Here is a 2,229-nt window from a genome sequence, read left to right as displayed (position 1 = left end):
ACTCAATAAAAGCAAGCTTCTAAATCGTCTCGTTCGACTTGCATGTGTTAAGCACGCCGCCAGCGTTCGTCCTGAGCCAGGATCAAACTCTCCATAAAATATGGAAAGCCGATATTGGCTCTCTTATCTTTATTTGGTGCCAATCCTTCAAGCATCTTGCGATGCTGAAGAATCAGCAAAAGAAATTGCCGATTGCTATATGTTCATAGTAATCGATGTTAGATGCTTTCGCATCTCGACATCTGGCTTTACATCATATGATACATGATGTTCTGCATTGTTTAGTTTTCAAAGAACACCCGCGATTCTCTCCGGCGCGGTGCGCCTTTCGTGAATCAGCTTCTATATATTACCTCATCCACTTCGGCTTGTCAAGAACTTTTTGAATTTATTTTCGCAAGCTCTCAAGACGTTTGGGATTCGGCTGCCGGCGGCTCCTGCGCTCGTGGCTGTTTGCCGTCGACTTGTAATATATTACAGGAATCTCCTCCTCTTGTCAACCCATAAAAATACAAAACTGCCAAGAATGAGAAACTACTGCTTTGCGGCAGTGATTTCTGATTCCTGGCAGTCGGAAACTGCGATCAGACGATATTACTTCTGCGCACCGAACCACTTGGCGAAGATTTTGTCGTATTCGCCATTTTCCTTGAGCTTCTTGAGCGCCGCGTTGATTTTCTCCGCGAGCTCCTTGTTCCCCTTGGCGACAGCAATGCCGTAGTCCTCGGAGGTCAGGCGCTCAGGGAGCGTCTTTACGCCCGTCTGGCCACTCTTGTGGATATAGTAGTCGTTGACCGGACGATCGTTGACGACAGCATCGACGCCACCGTTCTTGAGTTCCATGAAGCAGTCCGCCGGCGTATTGAGTTCCTTGACCTCGGCGCCTTCGATCTTCTTGGCTTCCTTAGCACTCGTCGTACCGATCTGCACGGCGATCTTCTTGCCCTTGAGATCAGAGAACGTCTTGATGTTCTGCTCGTCCTCGCGCACGACCATCGTGAGGCCGGACTCGTAGTACGGGTCAGAGAAGTCGACATTCTGCTTGCGCTCGTCGTTGATGGTCACGCCGGAGATGAGGACATCGACATTCTTCGCCTGCAGCGCTGGAATCAGGCCGTCGAACCCGATGTTGCTGATCTCGACCTCATAGCCCATCTCCTTGCCAATGGCACGGATGAGATCCATATCGAACCCCTGATACTCCGACTGTCCCTCGTCCTGGAACTCGAACGGTGCGAAATCGACGGACGCGCCGACCTTGAGCACTTTGCCGCCGCTACTAGAAGTCGCGGCCTCCTGGTTGCCGCCGCAGCCAGAGAGTCCGATTGCCGCAGCAAGGCAAAGGACACCGACGAGCAACAGCTTTTTCATCTTGAACATATCATCCCTGCTTTCTGGGGACGCGCCGACACCACTGGTCGTACATACGCCGCGCAGACACACGGCGACGTCTGTCGGGCATCGGCATTCCCCGATCATTAGACGCACAACGAGCCCGAGGAAGAACTCCTCAGGCTCGTTCATCACTCGTGCTTATTATAGCACGATTTGTTCGCTATGCACAACCTCAGCCACGTGCTGCGCGGCGCTTGTTGAAGCAGTCGCGGCAGTAAACCGGACGGTCATCCTTCGGCTCGAACGGAACTTCCGTCTCCTTGCCGCAGTCAGCGCAGATGACCTTGTACATCTGGCGCTGCTCGCCGCCGTCACGGCTGCGACGGCGCTTCTCACGGCAGTCGCGGCAGCGGACCGGCTCGTTCTCAAAGCCCTTTTCCGCATAGAACTCCTGCTCGCCTGCGCTGAAGATGAACTCCTTGCCGCAGTCCTTGCATACCAACGTCTTGTCTTCGAAAGCCATATCTTTCGTCTCCTTTGTATAAAGTGTCCTAGATGTCCGATTTGGCTTTCATTTGAGCACTGGCATGAAATCTACGAGATACCGCAAATAAAAAGCATGCAAAAGGATATCCATGAATTATTATACTTTCAAACAATAGAAAATGCAAGAATTTTTTTATTGTTTAGGAAGCGCTGCTGAAATCAATCGCTCAGAATTTCTCTTTTCCAGTCCCACCAACTCTCCCTGAGCAACAGCACAGCCTATGGATAAAACCTGATCATAGGCAGGCGTTTTTATTTTTCACCGAACCATGATAAAGGATTATTTCATCTGCGAATTTTCACACATCCTTGATGTTATTCACGCTTCCTGGGCGCAATCGCCAGCGC

At 51.1% G+C, this 2,229-nt stretch carries 2 protein-coding genes and 1 rRNA gene; all 3 read right to left on the bottom strand.

Going from position 1 to position 2,229, the window contains the following annotated elements; genetic code table 11:
• Window positions 1-98 (bottom strand): 16S ribosomal RNA (locus F599_RS14555); the annotation flags it as partial.
• Between the two features lie 496 nt (window positions 99-594).
• Entirely contained in the window at window positions 595-1,380 is a 786-nt protein-coding gene (locus F599_RS0113185) for a basic amino acid ABC transporter substrate-binding protein (protein WP_019543958.1), read from the bottom strand.
• 187 nt (window positions 1,381-1,567) lie between these two features.
• On the bottom strand, window positions 1,568-1,858 hold the full coding sequence (locus tag F599_RS0113180; RefSeq protein WP_019543957.1) for a zinc-ribbon domain containing protein: 291 nt from the start codon (window positions 1,856-1,858) through the stop codon (window positions 1,568-1,570).
• Window positions 1,859-2,229: the final 371 nt, after the last annotated feature.

The organism is Selenomonas bovis DSM 23594, from assembly GCF_000381005.1.
Classification (GTDB): domain Bacteria; phylum Bacillota; class Negativicutes; order Selenomonadales; family Selenomonadaceae; genus Selenomonas_C; species Selenomonas_C bovis.
Note: the sequence above shows the minus strand (reverse complement) of the source record. Positions and strands in the feature narration are given on the sequence as shown.